This window comes from Leptolyngbya sp. 7M (assembly GCF_018128485.1).
On the sequence record NZ_CP070897.1, the window covers coordinates 126,202 to 144,041 of the forward strand.

Here is a 17,840-nt window from a genome sequence, read left to right on the forward strand (position 1 = left end):
CTGATCAAAACTGCCTAACGAGAATAGAGTGTAATGGTTTCCTGAAACACTTTCGTTGCGGGCGGTATGTCCGCGATCGCCACCTTATTCACCCCGGTAAGGAGGTCTTTTGCGTTGAATCCGTATAACGCTTGATTTCGGTCGTTATCCGGGCTGATGACCGCTCCGGTAAGTGACACTCCGGCAAACAGGCCCCGGCTTCTTGAATAAGAAAGTATCGCTGCCTTTAACTGAGCGTCGGTAGTTGCTTTTGCTGTTCGCCCGACGGGCCCCGCAGCCGCCGATGCTTCACCGCCGATCTCAAATCTGTCCTCTAAAAGACTTTTAAGGCTGTCATCTGTCATAAACAGCATTACGTAATCCGTGGAAGATGCACCGATTTGGAATCCCACGCTTCCGCCGGCGATCTTGAACATAGCAGGTGCGCTCCAGCCGCTCTGCAATCGGCGGGAGATGAGTCCTTGCCCGCCACTGCCGCCGATGCCGAATGCTGCCTTGACCACACCGGGAAAAACAGCGATGGCTTTTGCGTCTTTTAGTAGTGCTTCAGGGATAGCATTCGCCGGAATACGCATTAGCTCATTCATTACCTTGCTGGCTTTCTGTGCCGTATCACCGGCACGCTTTACCTGGCGCTGCTTCTCTTTGTCGGACATCTGTGCGCGGGCTGTGAGTCCAGCACCAGTTACCACCAAGAACGATACTAATAAGAACGTCAAGATCTTTGGTTGTTCAAATCTCATAAAACCTCCTTGAAGATTCTCAATATGATCTGATCGATCAGCGAGTCGGGCACGTCATTAGGTGAAATATATCGCCAATATCTGTAGCAATAGACTGAGACTAGTTCAGCGAGGGGAGGGATGTCAATCGGTTGTTCCCGGCAAAACTAACAAACATTTAGGACTCAACGGGATGCGAATAAGTCATTTCAGGTGTTTATGTAGGAAACGTATTATTTTATAACCATCCAGATAAACCCAGGGCTTTTCTCCGAGTGTGTAGTGTCCGCACGGTATAGCGGCTTTGCTGTGCTTTATCTTGTAACTCCGAAGAGCATTCATTACGTCGCGTGACAAATTTATCGGGAAACTTAGATCGTAGATGGTGTAGATATACCGCTGAGGTCGCGAAGGCTGCGCGGCAAGTTTCTTCAAGTAAGCCATTGGAGAGACCGGAAGCCAAAATTCACGTAGATCGTCAAGTGTGATGCCTTGCTCCAAACCGGAACGAACATGGTAGGTCGAAAGTCCATGCCAGACCACGTCTGCCATATAGCCCGAAACGTGGTTGAAAACGGCAGCATTAATCCTTGCGTCGTGAACGAAGGCGAGAAACGCCACACAGGAGCCGATACTTGTACCGACGATGCCGACGCGTTCGTAGCCCTGCCGTTTCAACCAGCTAACAGCAGCTCTTGTGTCCAAAACTGCTTGACGGATCGATTGCAGCGAGCGGCCTATGTTCGGGGAAACCAGATGATCAGCGCGCTCTAGCTCAGGCGGCATCCTTTCTTCGTGATACGGAAGTGTGAGGCGAAGTGCGGAAAAACCAATTTTGTTGAAGAACCGACAAAGGTCAAAATATGTTCCTGCCTTCGCATTCCAATGCGGCAATACTATCACCGCAGCCCTTTTACTTTGGTACGGAAAATACGTCGCAACCGCCGTGTTATTTTCCAAGGATGGCGTGATCACACCGCTTTGCCATGTAAGCACGGGTATCTCGGTCTGTTCGATCGGCAGTTCATTCCCGGGAGGATTTATCGACGCAATTGCGGGATATAGGCGATCTTCAAGCGAGAACTCCGGTTCTGTTTCAAGAGAAAAATAAGAGTCAGTGTCTGCGAGTACGTCCTTGCTGTATCTGGAAAGAGCCTCTGCCGCGGTTTCTCCGGTCCGCCTTTCTGTGACAAACTCGTCCCCCCATTCGAACGGGCGGACGATCCGGTTGTCATTGAGCATCGCGAAGTGCCGTTCGCGATTGTGCATATAGCGTTTTAGCATTGCTAGGCGGCGGCTGAACTGGACTTATTCAAAACCCGTTCATAGTAAGCGATATATTGAGGGATTATCTTTTCAGTACTGTATCTTTCAACGGCGAGCTCACGACCACGTTTTCCGAATGCGAGCCGCATTTCCTTGTCGAGAACCAACTTCAAAGTATCTTCGGCCATTTTCGCGACATCGCCGATCTCGCTAAGAAATCCGCTTTCGCCGTCGTTGACCACCTCGGGAATGCCGCCTATCCGAGTGGCGATGACAGGCAACTCACACGCTTGGGCTTCCAGCGCGGCAAGGCCGAATGATTCCAGTTCGGAAGGAAGAAGAAAAATGTCTGAAACACCTAGATAATCCGGGATACGAGCCTGCTTGCCAACGAAAAGAGCCTTATCTTTTACGCCTAGTTGTTCCGCGCGGTAGGCGACGGCAGAACGCTCAGGGCCGTCCCCGACCATTATCAATCTTACGTTCTTCTCAGTTTCCAGCACCTTGGCCAATATCTCTACGCAGTCTGCCGGACGCTTGACTGACCGAAAGTTTGAAACATGTATTAACAGCGTTTCGCCATTCGGCGCAAGTTCGTTCCGCAACGGGGCATCAGGTGTTCTTTGGTAGTGTTGTGGACAGATAAAATTCGGTATTACCTCTACCTCATCAAAATCAAACGTTTCTATGGTTGCCTTTTTCAGAAATTTCGATACAGCGGTAACGCCGTCTGACTGCTGCAAAGCGTACCGCGTGATCGGCAAATAGCTTCGATCCGCCCCAACGAGCGTTATATCTGTTCCGTGCAGGGTAGTTATCACCGGAACATAGCGCTTTTCCTTGATCGATTCGCGGGCGAGGATCGCAGAAATCGAGTGCGGTATCGCATAGTGCACGTGCAGAAGATCTAGTTTCTCGGCCCGGGCAACCGTGGCCATCTTTGTCGCGAGCGCGAGGTCATAAGGCTGATGCTCGAATAATGCGTATGACATCATCTCGACCTCGTGAAAATGTACGCGTTCATTTAGCTCAGTTACACGGGTCGGCAGGACCGAAGAGATGAAGTGAACGTTGTGTCCACGCTCGGCAAGGTCGCGCCCTAATTCAGAGCCGACAATACCCGAACCGCCGTAAGTTGGGTAAACCGTTATCCCAATATTCATTAAATAAATGGTAGTTTTTGGCTGTTAAATAGTAAAGGCGATATTTGCAATTAGTTCAGTTACAAATAAGGTAAAATTAAAGCCGCTCAAAAGATCTGAGCGGCTCAGGCGAGTTCACCGACACAAATTATCCGCACATTCTTCAATCCAAAAGTTTTCATCGAAAACATTATCGACGGCGGTAATTACCCTAGTCGATTGTGGGATCGAGTATTTTGGATGAGATGCAGATAAAATATATGTACCTCCAGCAGGAACGCCACTGAAACTATAGTTTCCCAGGGAATTGGTAAAAGAATGTATAGTTGTGCCGTCAAAGCTCTGCAGCTGTATCCTAACTCTGCCTACGCCTGTATTTTCACCCTGCAATACGCGTCCTGAGATAGTTACAGTTGCCGCAGTCGGCCCCACCAGCGGTATTGTGGTGTCAACAAAATTTGTCGTCAGAGCCTGTGCGAGCCCATTCACTATCTCACGACGTACGGGAGCGTTGCCGAATGAAATAAGAGCGGTCGAAGGCATTGAAGGTGATACATCGAAATCTATCGTGAGGAGCCTAACCGTTCCGGCCGGAAATGGCTGTGTCGGGTCTCGGTCGATCACGATCCCTAACCTGCCGCTATTACTTTGATTTGCATTAATGGTCAGCGCGGAACCCGAGGCTCCCGTACCAAGAGTTACATTGCTGGGGTTCGATATCACATTCGGATCGAAACCAAGCGTGAATCCAACCGCAACCTCGTCACCTTGCGCCTCAAGATCGATCCCGACCGTTATCCTGCTTCCAGTCCGCACAACACGGACAGGGCGGATATCTCGGCTGCCATTCGTATGCATTTCTCCATAGATCGTCTTAATATTCAAAGGTGCCGACGCTTCATTGGGTCCGGATGCGAAAGCGACCTCATCGAGCCCGGCTGCATAACGACGTGTCTGAATAATGTCTGCTATCGAGAGAGAACCATCGCCGCCGGTGATGGCGGGAGCGGTATCGGCACGCTGAAATTCGTTGTATTCAAAATTCGTATCGAGTTCAGCTACAAAACGGCGGATCTGTGTCAGATCAGCAACCGAAATCGCTCCATCATTGTCGCCATTTGGCCGTGGTGCGACATCGCCCTCAAAGGCCCCGCCAAGAACAATGGTTTCGGCATCCCATGTTTCAGGTGCAGGCTCGATATTTCCTGCGTTATCAGCCGCAATTGAATAGAATCGATAACTTCGCCCCCAATTTCCGGTAAACTGGATCGAACCCGGTCCGGTGCTGCTCGTTAGAGTCCTGAATGTCCCGCCATCTTCAGAATAATAAATATCAATGCGTTCCAGGCCAGCACCACCGGCGGCGTCAGAACCAGTCCAACTCAAGTTGATCGTCGGTTCATTCGATGTAAGAGGCAATGCCAAGACACTACTCTCAGGAATATCTGCATCAAGAAGATTTGTTGTCGTGTTTGTAACGATCGGTTCATTCTCATCAAAGAAGATGGTTGCGAAATTAGCAAGGTCAGTTCCGGTTGGCTGCGTGGCTCGTGGCTTGATGGTAAACGTAACATATCCTTCGCCGTCTCCTTGCTCATTGTTTGGCGGAAGCAAACCAACTAGCGGATCTAACGGACGCTCATTCGTTTGCGGATCGATGGCTGTAAGGTTCCACGTTACTGTTCCATCCGTAATGTTCAAACCGGCTGAGATCTCGGCCTGGAGATTTCCCAGGTCCTCACCGAGCTGCAAACGGGTTTGATAAAATGCTCGGTTTTCCGGAACGACAATTCGGTATTGTTTAAAGCCGATCTCACGAAGCCTTAATGTGCGCGGATCAAGCGTAGGCGGCAATTGATCTACGATCCTGATCACTTGTGCCGGAGCCTCAGCCGATGCGAGATTCTCAAAGTTTATTCTGTATTCGATAGGCTGTTGAATACCCACAAATTTTTCTGGCCCAAATCCATCAGGTCCAAGTTTCTCATTAGGATCAAACGATGTTGGTTGGCGGAAAAGTACTGTGGTCTTGAAGTTTCCGTTAGTTAAACAGTCATCTAGCTGGGAAAGGATCTGAACTAATGTTACTGCAAGTGAAAACGCCTTGATCCATGGGATGGATTTGCCGGCGCACTCCACAGAGCTGATCGCAGCACTCGAAAACTTTTGGGCAAATGCCGATATGATCCCCCATGTGTTAAGACTGCCGGTTGCGGCGCCCAGAAACAGTCCAGACGCAGCATCTGCTAATCCGGTAACGGCAAGCCATCCGGCCTTGAGGCAATCACGGCCAAGCACTTCGCTCAATACAGCGAAGAATACTTGCCTGAAAAGCTCTACATAGCATGACGGATCTACAGGGGTTGGCGGGTTGAGAAAAGCACTTGCCGCTATCAATCCTTCAGGTACCTCACCAGGTCTGGGATCGAGCCCGTTCGCAAACTCGCTCATCGGCCGAAGTATCTGGACCGAAAGCGGAAATGCACCAAAGTTGAATGGGATATCAATGTCCAGCTGTATGTTTGTTGTCGAGCGGCTTCGTATTATAGGCGCATATAGCATTATCGTCCGGACGCCGTCAATATCAATGTGCAGCGGCACTTGTGATGGCGTGATATCCGGCGGAAGCTGTTCCTGAGGCAGATCAAGATAATTGGAACGATCCAGCTGATAGCCATAGATCGGCATCTGAATAAAGATCGGAACATTGAGTGCGTCGTTCAATCCATCATTTGCCACCGAAAAAACCACTCGTTTTTTTACACCACCGCGGGTTGCTGTCGGCGGAACAATGGAGACCCGCAGGTCATGACCTCCGCCCGCGACTATCTCAAAACCGTCGTCAAGAATCGCTGATTGCTGGTCGGGATTCGTTACGACAACGTTATAGCGACCGACCGGCTTATCAGTAAGATCAAAGATCGCCGCTATTCTGGAACTGCTGACTGATGAACCCGCCGGAACGATCTCAACCCCGCCTCCCCCGACAAGTTTTACGGATGCACCTGGTGCGAACTTTGCCCCATCTATTTGGATCCCGGCAACCCCCCGATTTCCAGCAGTTTCGGGTGAAACGCTCTGTATTGAGAACGGCAGTATATCGGCACGAATAGTAACTGTTTCAACTACTGATGAGTCACTGGTGCTTTTCGCCGCAACATCGTTTTTGCGTAGATCCTCGGCAAATGATCCAGGGACAAGGTCGCCGCGAATCATTGTGAAATAATCGCCTTCGGATGTTTCCCTTATGATGCTTCGCTGGTTTGCTTCCCCTGGGCGATCTCCCTGAAATTCAAAGTTCGCTCTCGAAACCATCGAACCGAACCGGGTGAACAGCTCGTTGCTGTTACCGATCTGGCCAAATAGCGACACTAGCATCGTTTCGTCGCCGCTTACATCTGAAATTCTATAGAAGCGTTCTTGCCCTGTGACCAAGGTAGTATCGATGGGCACACCTAGTGTAAGTTCCTGAACGGTTACGGTCGAAATACCTGCTGATGAAGCCACATTGTTAGTTTCATCCGACTCCCGAACCGTGTTACGTGAATCCGTTCTGATGATGATGTAATAGTTGCCCGGATCTACAGGAGGTATCACGGTTGTAATGTGTTCAGTGTATGTTGCAAAGGCCGCTAGGGTGCCGCTTCGCTGCTTTGAGGCAACAAAAATGTCCCCGCTGTCCCAGACCTGATCCGTTGAAAGATAGATCGAATCCTGCCATATGCCTGATGCGCTATTTGGGCTTGCATTTTGTACGGTCCATTCAAAAGTGGTGGGTTCGCCAAGCGATATCGTTGATGGCGGTGATATGTTTGTAATGTTCAGCTCAGCTGGCGGTGGCAACTGGAGGTTGAAATGCGCAGAGGAGATATTATTTGTCTCATTATTTTCGAAAACTTCATTATGCCGATCCGTTATCAGGAGTATTCGATAGTCGCCCGTCAGTCCGGAAGGCAATGGTACGATCCGGTTGTCGGAATAGCTCTCACCGGGACCTAGAGCCCCGTTGCGTCTTTGAAATGCGAGTACTACGTCAGTCGGATCAAACACCCCATCTCGCGAAAGCACAAGCCAATCTGTCCAGGCGGCGGACGCAGTGGCCTGTGAGCCGAGATTAGTGACGGTCCAGGAGATATTCGCAAACTGGCCGGAGAAGAGTATTTGGTCTGCAGTAAGGCTGGTTACTTGCAGATCGACCGGTGGCGTTGAGAGCAAGATCGGAATAGAGGCTGCATTGTTGTTTTCGTTCAGTCCTTCACTGACGTGCCCATTAGCGTCTGCAAGCACGATAAGAAAATAATTCCCGATCGGAACACTAGGGACCACAGCTTCGATCTGAGTCGAATAAGTTCCGTTGGTTGAAAGGGACTGATTTAGTATCACGCTGCCGAGAGGAGTATCGTGGGGTTCGAAAGTCGAGTTCGTAGAAAGATAAGCGCGGTCGATCCAACTGGTTTGCGGCATCGCTGACCCGAAATTCTGTCCGGTCCAACCGATATTTATTCTCGCTCCAAGGACAGCGGTTGACGGAGCTGAGATGGAGTTTATCCTCAGATCTGGGAGATCGCTTTGCAGTTGCGTGATCGCATTGTTTTGATTGTTTTCTTCAAAACTGCATTCGGGCACTACGTTTGTAGCATCGGTTTGAACATAGATCGTCACATCTCCTTGCAGAAAAAGTGGCACATTGACTACCTGATTCTGTGTGTATTCACCGTCAATAGATAGGCTTCCCTGCCTTTGGAAATTACCGAGGGTAATAATCTGGTTGTTGTTTATCAGATAGATTCGATCGGTCCATGAGGTCTGTATCGTCGCTGTCGTGCCGAAATTCCTGACCGTCCACGAGATCGGCATTGCGCCGTTTATCACAACTGGCGGAACGACAATGTTCGTTACACGCAGATCAGGAGCAAAAGTGCTGATCGCAATGGCTTTCGGCTGGCCTAGGTTATTGGCTTCGCCGTCGCCTTTCGGATCGAATTCAAAGATATTGTTGAAGGCGTCAGTAGCAGCGATGAGAAAGAAATTTCCATCTAAACAATTTGGGACCGTGACGTTCATCGAGGCTGCATAGCTTTGCCCTGCGCCTAGATTTGTTCTGGCCGCCGAACCTAGGAACAGATCGTTCAACGGATCAAGGTTTTGATCCGTCGAAAGATAAAGGGCATCACGCCACGTGCCCACAGCGTCAAAAGCACCTTGGTTTCGTACCGTGAAATTTGCGGTCAGTGGCTGTCCCGCGTTGATTGTTGAAGGGGCTGATATAGGAAAAGGTATGGTTAGATCGGGTGGGGTTCCTAAGACATTCATTGGCGAGCCAGGTTCGACCCGGTCGTGATCACTGTTATTGTTCTCGTTAGTGAATTCATAAACCTGATCTAGTGCATCAGTAACAACGAAAACATAGTATTCTCCGAAAGAGTCATGCGGTAGTTCAATTGAATAGTTGGAGACGGTATAAGATGAGCCTGGGGCTAAGGTGCCGGTTCGCTGGCGAATGCCGATAGCCCGATCAGAGCCATCAAATACAGCATCACGTGATATAAAGATGCGGTCGTTCCAAACTGATTCTCCCGGAGGCACAGCACCATCACCGTGATTCGTAACAGTCCACGAGACTTGGATCGGCGCTCCGGCAAAACCTTCGTCTGGTGCCTGTACGTTTGAGACCCTAAGATCGGGAAGGAGAGGAACGTTTAGCATTATTGGTCGCGTTGCGAAATTATTTGATTCATTTTCTTCGTTTACGGTATTGCCGGTATCCGTGCGTATGATCAAGAAGTAAGAGCCTGTGAACCCCCTAGGGATCTTCACGGTTGCTGAGGCAATATAGCTCTCACCGGCATTCAGAAAACTAACATTCGAACCGCTGGCCAGCCTCACACCTCCGGCTATGGTCTGGTTTGCGTTTAGCCAAACGTCATCTGTCCAATTGGGGGAATTTGTCGGACCGGTCCCATAATTCGTTACTGTCCACTGAACTTGGATCTCTTGATCGAAAAAAGCTGAAGCCGGAGCGGTGGTGTTAGTTACTTGAAGATCGGGTCTGAGCAGTCGGCGAACCTGTACGGGGGCGAAAGTTATATTGTTATTTTCATTCTCACCCTCGTTGATCTGATTGAATGCGTCTGTCTGAACGTATATGAAGTAGTTACCTGTCGCAGGGATCGAATTGGTCGGGATGGTTACATTTTGTATCCTGGTAATACTGGCTCCCGGCTGTATTGGGCTGTTGTAAATGAATTCGCCTAACTGCACATCATTACCAACCTGAGCATCGGTCGAGAAGAAGACGCGTTCCCACATAGGGCCTGACGCGCGCAGTCCCGCATTGGTAGTGGTCCATTCAATTGGGAACGAGGTGTCAGAATCAACCTCGGCAGGTGGCGTCACGCTTTGGACCTGAAGGTCGGGGACGCGATACTCAAATCGTGTTTGGATGCTTGTGGTATTGTTGGTTTCGGCCGGCCCACCTGGATCATCCTCGAACACTTGTCCGGCGGTATCGACAACGACATAGATCAACGCATCGCTCGAAGCACGAACCGGGAGCGTAGGAACGGTGTATTGCTGAGAAAAGGACTGGGTTTGGCCCGCTGCCATTGCGGCTGTATTTCTCTGTGTTATCGCAATGTCGTCTGCGTTTCCGATCGTTTGATCGAAAGAAATATAAACGATGTGACTAAAGCCAGACAGTGTCGCCGCATTTCCTGCGTTCCTTACGTCCCAGTTAATTGTGAATTGAACACCTGGTTCGATCTCAGTCGGGATCTGGACATTTTCGGCGATCAGGTCAGGCAGGTTTCGGCTTACCTGAATTGGAACGAACGCGTAATTATCCTGAAAATTGCCGTTACGCTCGGGAATATTTCGCCCGACACGATAAAAAAGGTAGTAGGTGCCATCAGTTGGGATCGCGGAGGATGGGATGTTGATATTCGTTGCCGCAAATACTTTTGATTGGCCCGGAGCGAGAATGCCAGAATTGTCGAACTTCAATCCAATGAAGGAATCGCCGGGATCATTGAATAGGATCGGGTCTTGCGAGATCCATATCTCATCTTCGCGGTAACTGCCGGTCGCGACCTGGCCGTTATTTGTAACCGTGATGTCCGCACTGAAGTTTTGACGTATGTTAACGGTTGCTGGAGCGATCAGATCCGATGCGGCGAGGTCTGCTGATGCCGGAGCTATAACGACTGTGGTTCTGGCCGTATGCGACCCCTCTGTGGCGATGATATCAGCACTGGAATAGGCTGTGGATGGCGGAACCGAGAGCATCGTCGTCGCATCAAAAAATGTGTTCATTTCTCCTTCTGGGATAATGACGCTTGCCGGAACGGTCATCTCTCCCGGATCTGTGGAGCTAAGCGAGATCGTGGTGCCCCCGACGGGTGCCGGATCGGACAAGCGGATCTCTACCTGAACTGAGCGTCCCTGCGCGACCGGCCAAAGGAACGGGCCGCCGATGGATATCCGCGATTTCTCAACAGTTGGGCAGTTCGACGAACCAAGCATCGCAGCGGACATATTGACGAGTGCCTGTATTTCAGATTGCGAAAGCGCTCGGTTGTAAAGCACGATCTCGTCGGCCATCCCAAATGCCGTCAGCTCCGGCGCGGTAACACCATCGCCTTTTCCGATGGTGAAAGGTGCGTCGTTCGTTCCGATGGGTTGGTTTTCGGTATGGGTTACGACGTGTTGGCCGTTCTTGTAGAGCCTGAACTCGTTGCCCTCTCTCCTGAGCGCAAGATGCGTCCAGGTGTAAAGATCCAGTTCGTGGCCAAAGGCCGTAATGCGGGAGCCGCCGGATTCGTGGCTGATATCAATGAATGGTCGATCGTTTTCGTCAACGCCGACGTAAAAATTCGATCCGGTGCAGCAGGCCCCTTTTCCGAAGAAATAATGCTCTCGTTGATCCGCTTGAATGTTCACCCAGCCGGCCAATGTGTAATTGCTGTTTTGAATATCCAGGGAGCTGTTGTCGGGAACCTCAACAAAATTGTCCTCGCCATTCCCATTAAAGTAAAAGGCATTCCCAACTCGCCCTTCTGTAACATAGGCAGGCTCGGCAAAACCTCCGTCGTTATCACCGGCCGAATCCAGAGGGTTGAACTCACCCCGCCACCAAGAAACGAGCCCATCCGTAATGATAGGTGGCTCGCTCGGTCCTCCGGTCTCGTTACACTCGGGCTGCCAAGCGAGTCGTCCGATGAACTGCGATGGGCTTTCGGTGTTAAACACCTCGAAGCGAGTGGTTCCGTTCGAACTCGCAATGGCGATCCGTTGGCGCCCATCTTGGCCGGTGCGAATATAAGCGATCTGCGAACCGTTCGGAGACCACACGGGTTTCTTAAGCGTTTCCCCTGGCTCCTCGATCAGGTCCAGCATGTTCGACCCGTCAGTCGGTGCAACGCAAATGCCAGACGTGGAAAAGCGTTCACACTCAAAGAGCAGTTTCTGTCCGTCAGGCGACAGGGTCGCTCCTCTGAAGTTGTCGTAGGAGCCATTGCTGCCATCAACCAACGTTTCTTCGTTTGAACCGTCAGGATCAGCACGATAGATTGCGGCTCCATTGATCCAATAGACCTTTTGACCGTCGTGTGAAAAGAACGGATATTCGCCCCCGCCTTGTGTTAGTTCTTGAATGTTTGTTCCGTCTGTATTGGCGATCCAAATGGTATAGTTGCGTTCGAACATGACCTTCGATCCATCAGGCGAGAGCGCCGGTCGTGAGGTCAGATCCTCTGATGGATTCGGGATCTCAGTCAGACCGGTTCCGTCGGAGTTAATAACCCAGATGCGATCTTCAAACATATGCTGAAACGTGATCTTCTGACCGTTGCGAGAGATCGAGAAATTTCCTTCCGTCGATGAATTAAAGGTTAAGCGGCGTTGGTTGAACCCCGTCGGGTCCATTATCCAAAGCTCACCCGGATTGCCCGGAGGAAAGTCTGCTGCACGCTGCGTCCGGAATAGGATCTTTGAACCATCAGGAGAAAATACGGGTTCAGAATCGGCGAGATACGTGAAGTTCGAAACATTGTTAGATGTGCCGATGTTCTCGAGTTTCTGGAGAGTATTATCCAACTCGAAAAGAAACAGGCCGGAAACGTCCTGTAGTTTGTATTCCTCACCTGCATTCTTCTCTCCTCCGGATGGCGAGAGTTCTGCTGCCGCAACACTGCTTTTTCCTACAACGAAGGCAACACCTGCACTGATACTGGATCGGACAACTCCCGAAACGACAAGCGTAAGCGAAGCAGCTGCGAATATTGAAAGTGCAGCATAGCGTAATATGGCACGATACCGACGATTCCTGAGGGACATCATTTGGTTTTCTCCTGAGTAATTCGATCTCTGGCCAATAAGGCGAAATTGAATGCAGATTTGGACCAAGAAGGCAAAATATTTTCGATTCCGCGGAGATTGGCTGTATAATCTTGGGAATCCTCCACCTATGCCTGAGACAAAGGACGTTACCGAACTCTTGAACCGGATACGGAGTGGGGACGAATATGCCCCAGATGAACTATTGCCGGTCGTTTATGACGATCTCAGGAGGCTTGCACGTGCCTATTTCACGAGGGAAAGACCGGAGCATACTCTTCAAGCGACCGCTCTGGTACACGAGGCGTATATCCGATTGGTCAATTGGGAACAAGTTAGTTGGCAGAATCGTGCACATTTCTTTGCGGTCGCTGCCGAAGTGATGAGGAAGGTGTTGATCGACCACGCACGTGCTCGAAAGGCTGAAAAACGCGAGGGCGGCGAACGCATTTTCCTTGAGGAGACAGTTAGTATCGCTGCTGAAAAGCCGATCGACCTGTTGAATCTTGAGGATGCTCTTTCTTCACTTGAGAGACTCGATCCGCGACAGGCAAAGATCGTCGAACTTCGTTTCTTCGGCGGGTTATCTATTGAAGAAACAGCGTATCTTCTAGGCGTATCGTCAACAACGGTCAAGCGTGAGTGGAGCTTTGCCAAAGCATGGCTACAGAGAGAATTGACCAGCAACTAGAGGGCGATATGAATTGGGAAAAATGGTCACAGATCAAGGCGATCTTTGCTGACGCTGAGGACCTTGAACCCGTGGAACGCGAAGACTTCGTCCGGAAGGCTGCCGGTGGTGATGCTGAGCTTGAAGCGGAGATAATGTCGCTCCTTGGCTCTCGAGACGTGACGGGAAATATTCTTGAAGCAAATGCCTTTGACCTGACAAGAAAGCTGTTCGAAGAAACGTCGCCGAAGGCCGGACGCACGTTCGGAAACTACCGCATCGTTAGCGAACTAGGCAGAGGTGGAATGGGTTCAGTTTTTTTAGTAGAACGGATCGACGGCGAGTTCAAGCAAAATGCAGCCCTTAAGGTGATACGAAACACCGTTGCCGATGCTGAAACCGAACGCCGATTTCGCATGGAACGGGAGATCCTCGCAACACTTCATCACCCTAATATTGCCCAACTTTATGACGGAGGTCTTTCTGATAATGGAGAGCCATTCTTTGTGATGGAGCACGTCGAAGGCCTTACTTTAAGCGAGTATGTCCGCACCGCGAACAGCCCGTTGAATGAGAGGCTTGGTCTTTTCCTCAAAATATGTTCCGCTGTAGATTACGCCCACCGGAACCTCACTGTTCACCGTGACCTAAAACCTAGCAACATCCTGATAACACCCGATGGCGAGCCAAAACTGCTGGACTTTGGCTTGGCGAAACTTCTTGATGAGCAGGGCGGCGAGAAGGATCAGACTGAGACAATGTTCCGAGCGTTTACACCGGCCTATGCTTCGCCGGAGCAGATCCTTGGCAAGCGGGTCACGATCGCATCTGACATTTATAGCCTTGGAGTGATACTGTACGAACTCTTGACCGATTCGAAGCCATTCGTATTTGACGGGATGAGCCTTGAGGAGATAGTTCGCACGATCACCGCTTCCGATCCCGTGCGTCCAAGTTCCGTCGGCCAAAAGGGAAGTTCGTCCGCTGTCTTGCGGCCGTCAGTTGCTTCCGATCTTGATACTATCGCAATGAAATGCCTTGAGAAGGAGCCCGAGCGGCGATATGCGACCGCGGCAGATCTCGCGGCTGATATTCAGCGTTTTCTTGACGGCATGCCGATCCTCGCCCGACCGAGCACTTTCTCATATCGAGCGTCGAAGTTCGTGCGTCGCAACTGGAAGTCTGTCGCGGCTGGAACGCTTGCGGCCGTCAGCTTGATTACGGGCCTTGGGGTGTCTATCTGGCAGGCGGAGGTCGCGCGGGCCGAACGCGACCGGGCCGAGCAGCGATTTCAGGACGTAAGAAAGCTCTCAAATTCACTTCTTTTCGAGATTACGCCGAAAATAGAGACCCTTGAAGGTTCCACCGAAGCCCGAGAGATCTTGGTAAAACGTGCTCTAGAATATCTGGATAGCCTCGCCGCAGAAGCCGCTGGCGATAATGAGCTTCAAAAAGAGCTTGCGGCTGCTTATGAGAAGATCGGTGAGCTTCAAGGCCATCCAAGCAAGCCGAATCTCGGCGATCTTGCAGGATCCCTTTCTAGCTATGAAAAGGCAAATGCCATCAGGCTTGCACAACCTGAAACACCAGAAAATCTTAAGTTGCTTGCTGAGAACTTCCGGCACCTGTCTGATGCCCGTTATTGGCAGGGTGACACTCAAGGGACACTTGCCGCGCTTGAGCGATCGAAGCAGATATATGAAGAGCTCCTGAATTCCCAGCCCGGCGAAGTTTCGTTTCGGCTGGCTTATCTTCGGATCCTGACCGAGCTTTCGCAATATCATCAAGCAAACAATCAGTATCCTGAGGCGATCTTATATGCCGAGAAAGCGATCGCTGGGACCGCGGATCTTTATGCCGACGCACGCGAAACCCGCGAGGTGTTTTTTGTTACGCATGCCGACCTTGGAAACTCTCTTTCATGGAATGGCGAGCAGGAGCGGGCCGAAGCGATGATGGCCGTCGCGGTTGGCGGAATGGAAAAGCTTCTTTCAGAGAAGCCGAATGATGCCCGAACGCGGCATTTGATGTGGCGGGTATATATGCTTGCCAGCGGGATTTTTGAGGAGATATCTAACGAACGTTCGCTCGAGTTTGCAGAAAAGGCGCGGGGGACTGCTCAAAAAGGCGTTGAGATCGACCCGGCTGACATTCAATTTCGGTATAACCTGGCCCGGACTAATTATCGGGTCGCGGTCGCTGCCGCAAACCTCAAGCGAAGCGACGAAGCATTGAACACGCTCAAGGTCGCCGAGACGCAGTTCCTTGCTCTGATCCAGCGCGAGCCGCGAAATAGGTTTTATCGAACGGATCTCGGCCGCATTTACACTCGTGCCGGACTTGCACGACGCTTAACTAACGACTTGGCAGGTTCGAATGCCGATCTTTTTCGGTCCATCGAAATTTGGCGGCAGGTGGCCGAAGCCGACCCAGGAAACAAGAATGCTCGCCGTGACATTGCCTTGTCGCATCGTTATCTTGCCGAAAACCTAATAAAGCTCGGTGAAAAAGTTCAGGCCCGCGAGCATTATCGGCTGGCTGTTGATATGCTGAACAGGCTAAAAAACGAGAATTCGCTGCCGGAGGTTGATCTAAAGCTGATCGCCGAACTTGAGACCGTAATGGCAAAACTTTAATTGCAGATAACGATTCAGATGAACACAGATCAATTCAGAATAGATTTCGGCAAAAAGGTTGACCTCTCAAAGTACTCTGCGAATTTCACCGATGGCTACACCGACAAAGATCAGGCCAAAGATGACCTTGCGAAGAACATCGAGCGGATGACGGAACTGCAGGATATGCTTTATGCGCAGGATGTTTATTCGCTGCTGATAATTTTTCAGGCGATGGATGCGGCCGGGAAGGATGGAGCGATAGAGCATGTAATGAGCGGGATAAATCCTCAGGGTTGCCACGTTACTTCATTCAAACAGCCTTCGTCGGAAGAGCGTGATCATGATTATCTCTGGAGGCATCAGAAAGCGCTGCCGGAACGCGGCAAGATCGGTATTTTCAACCGCTCACATTATGAAGAAGTGCTTGTTGTTCGCGTTCATCCGGAGATCCTGAAAAGCTCACAATTACCTTCCTCGGTCAAGAATGATCCGCAGATCTGGGCAAAGCGCTTCAAACACATCCGCGATTGGGAAACCCACCTTGCCGAAAATGGCACTCATATACTTAAGTTCTTCTTAAACGTATCAAAGGAGGAACAGAAGAAGCGATTTCTGTCGCGGATAGATGAGCCAGAAAAGAATTGGAAATTCTCAATGGCCGACGTAAAGGAACGCGAGCATTGGGATGAGTATATGAAAGCCTATGAAGAAGCTATCTCCGCAACCTCTACCGATCACGCTCCGTGGTATATAATCCCAGCGGACAAAAAATGGTTTACGCGGCTTGCGATCTCTGAGGTAATTGTAAATAAGCTTGGATCGATGGGCCTTCACTATCCGTCCATTAGCGATGAGCAGCGGACTCAATTGGCTGAAGCGAGAATTGCACTGGAAAACGAGGATCGAACTTCTGCACAGTAGATCACGTATGTGTAAGTTATCTTGAGAGGAACCATCTGATGTATTGTCCCAGTTGTGGTATCGAAGACACACAGGCGAATCAGTTTTGCCGTTCGTGCGGAACGGATATGCGGCCGGTCAGGACCGTGCTTTCGCGGCCGGACACGTTGACAGAAGCGGGAGCTCTTGCCCGCCATGAGATAAGCCGGGCGATCGCTGATAAGATCCGCGAGGCTCGTTCACCTGCCGAATTGGCGGTCGTTGCCGAAGATGTCGTTCCTGAGATCGAAAAATTCCTTGAATCGCCGGAAGAAAAGCGCTTACGCAGAATGCGCGTGGGTATGATCGTTACTGCCGCCGGATCTGGCGCTTTTTTGGCGATGCTTTTCGTCAGCGTTATTGCAAGGTTGTGGGATGAAGATATCGTCTATCTTCTTGGTATTGGCGGAATCATTACGATGTTCATTGGGATCGGGTTGTTCCTTAACGGTCAATTTTTAACCGTTCCTAAATTAGACATCTCCGATGAGACCAAAGAGGCAGATCGTCAACGCGAACTTGATTCCGGATATATTTCTCCTGCGGAGATCGGTCTCGCTGATGACAAAAGCCTGTTTCCTTCGGTTACCGAGAACACGACCCGTAGCCTGGATCGCGAGTCGTGAGCGTTTACCTTCACTCTATATCTTGGTGTATTCGCATTGGACCATTCCGCTCGGAAATTCTTTTACCCGTCCGAGTTTCCAGCGAATATCCTTTTCCGTCGGCCCGAAAAGCGGAATTCCCTCACCGATCAGGATCGGCAGTCGTGAAATGATCATTCGATCGATCAAACCCGCCCTCAGAAAACCCTGTACCGTTAGGCCGCCGTCCACATAGATGTGACGCCGGTCACGGGTTCCGAGTTCGGCCATGATCTCAGCTGGATCCCCCGACATTCGTTCAACATTCGCTCCTTTAGGTACTTTCTCAAGCTCGTGTGAACTTAGAACTATCACCGGCATTTCACATAGAACCAACCTCCGAATCCTAGTACCGTTGCGTATGTTTTTCGGCCAATGACTAAACAATCCACCGAAGCAACAAAATCGTTGTATCCATGGTCCTCAGGTGGTCCCCCATCCATCAACCAATCCAGGTCGCCATTTGGTCTGGCTATGTACCCATCCAAACTAACCCCGCAAAAAAC

General features: G+C 50.5%; 9 protein-coding genes. 4 read left to right on the top strand and 5 right to left on the bottom strand.

The genetic code is table 11. The annotated features are described in order from the left end of the window. Positions 1-14 precede the first annotated feature (14 nt). The 4 genes from JVX88_RS00540 to JVX88_RS00555 form a co-directional block, all read right to left on the bottom strand. Complete coding sequence (locus tag JVX88_RS00540; protein ID WP_211624749.1) at positions 15-743, bottom strand: lipid-binding SYLF domain-containing protein; 729 nt, start codon at positions 741-743, stop codon at positions 15-17. Between the two features lie 183 nt (positions 744-926). Beyond that, positions 927-2,006, bottom strand: a complete 1,080-nt coding sequence (locus JVX88_RS00545) for an RcgR family putative quorum lactone hydrolase (protein WP_211624751.1) — start codon at positions 2,004-2,006, stop codon at positions 927-929. 2 nt (positions 2,007-2,008) lie between these two features. After that, positions 2,009-3,151 (bottom strand): N-acetyl-alpha-D-glucosaminyl L-malate synthase BshA, encoded by a 1,143-nt coding sequence (gene bshA, locus JVX88_RS00550; RefSeq protein WP_211624753.1) that lies wholly within the window; start codon positions 3,149-3,151, stop codon positions 2,009-2,011. A gap of 114 nt (positions 3,152-3,265) precedes the next feature. Further along, complete coding sequence (locus JVX88_RS00555; RefSeq protein WP_211624755.1) at positions 3,266-12,466, bottom strand: CARDB domain-containing protein; 9,201 nt, start codon at positions 12,464-12,466, stop codon at positions 3,266-3,268. Between the two features lie 49 nt (positions 12,467-12,515). Between JVX88_RS00555 and JVX88_RS00560 the strand changes: the two genes are divergently transcribed. From JVX88_RS00560 to JVX88_RS00575, 4 genes are read left to right on the top strand one after another with little or no spacing between them, the layout of a single operon-like run. Continuing rightward, a complete protein-coding gene (locus JVX88_RS00560; RefSeq protein WP_211624757.1) occupies positions 12,516-13,154 on the top strand; it encodes a sigma-70 family RNA polymerase sigma factor in 639 nt (212 codons plus the stop codon). Next, positions 13,124-15,769: a serine/threonine-protein kinase gene (locus JVX88_RS00565; protein WP_211624759.1), complete on the top strand. Its 2,646-nt coding sequence runs from the start codon at positions 13,124-13,126 to the stop codon at positions 15,767-15,769. The genes JVX88_RS00560 and JVX88_RS00565 overlap by 31 nt, the downstream gene beginning before the upstream one ends. An 18-nt stretch (positions 15,770-15,787) precedes the next feature. Beyond that, positions 15,788-16,672, top strand: coding sequence for a polyphosphate kinase 2 family protein (locus JVX88_RS00570; protein ID WP_211624761.1), 885 nt, complete (start codon positions 15,788-15,790; stop codon positions 16,670-16,672). Between the two features lie 38 nt (positions 16,673-16,710). After that, on the top strand, positions 16,711-17,316 hold the full coding sequence (locus JVX88_RS00575) for a zinc ribbon domain-containing protein (RefSeq protein WP_211624763.1): 606 nt from the start codon (positions 16,711-16,713) through the stop codon (positions 17,314-17,316). A gap of 15 nt (positions 17,317-17,331) precedes the next feature. Here the strand turns inward: JVX88_RS00575 and JVX88_RS40355 are convergent, their stop codons facing one another. Next, positions 17,332-17,655: a dihydrofolate reductase family protein gene (locus JVX88_RS40355; protein ID WP_211624765.1), complete on the bottom strand. Its 324-nt coding sequence runs from the start codon at positions 17,653-17,655 to the stop codon at positions 17,332-17,334. Between the last annotated feature and the right edge of the window lie 185 nt (positions 17,656-17,840).